This is a genomic window from Streptomyces sp. YS-3, assembly GCF_045257485.1.
Taxonomy (GTDB): domain Bacteria; phylum Actinomycetota; class Actinomycetes; order Streptomycetales; family Streptomycetaceae; genus Streptomyces.
This window is the reverse complement of the sequence record NZ_JBJHPC010001229.1, coordinates 1-519: the sequence shown is the minus strand read 5'-3', so window position 1 is coordinate 519 and position 519 is coordinate 1. Positions and strand designations below refer to the sequence as shown.

Genomic DNA, 519 nt, shown 5'->3' with positions numbered 1-519 from the left:
CCCCCGGCCTGCCAGGCCTGGACGCGGGACGGGTCGAACGTCGCGTTACCCCGCCACGACCCGGCCTGCGCGTCCCACCGCTCACCGCTGTTGGGGTAGACCACCACCGGCTTGCCGGTGACCGACGCCGCGAGCTCCACGGCGTTGTCCGCGTCGGCGGGAGTACAACAGTTCACCCCCACGGCAATCACCTGGTCCACGCCCGCCACCAGTGCGAACGCCTCCTCCAGCGACTGGCCCGCCCTCGTCCGCGCCCCCTCCACGCTGTACGACAGCCACACCCGCAACCCGGACCCCTCGACCGCTTTCAGCAACGCCTCGGCCTCGTCGATGTCGGGCACGGTTTCCAGTGCGAGCACGTCCGGCCCCGCCGCGGCCAGCGTCTCGGCGCGGGGGCGGTGGAAGCGCTCCAGCTCCTTCACCGTCAGCCCGTACCGGCCCCGGTACTCGCTGCCGTCGGCCAGGAAGGCACCGTAGGGGCCGAGGGAGGCGGCGACCCAGACTCCGGCTTCGGGGGGC

1 protein-coding gene is annotated in these 519 nt (G+C 73.4%); it reads right to left on the bottom strand.

Annotated elements, in window-relative coordinates; all coding sequences use genetic code 11:
* Nucleotides 1-519 (bottom strand): homocysteine S-methyltransferase family protein (locus ACJA3G_RS38440; RefSeq protein ID WP_406557597.1); only part of this gene is annotated, 519 nt, incomplete at both ends.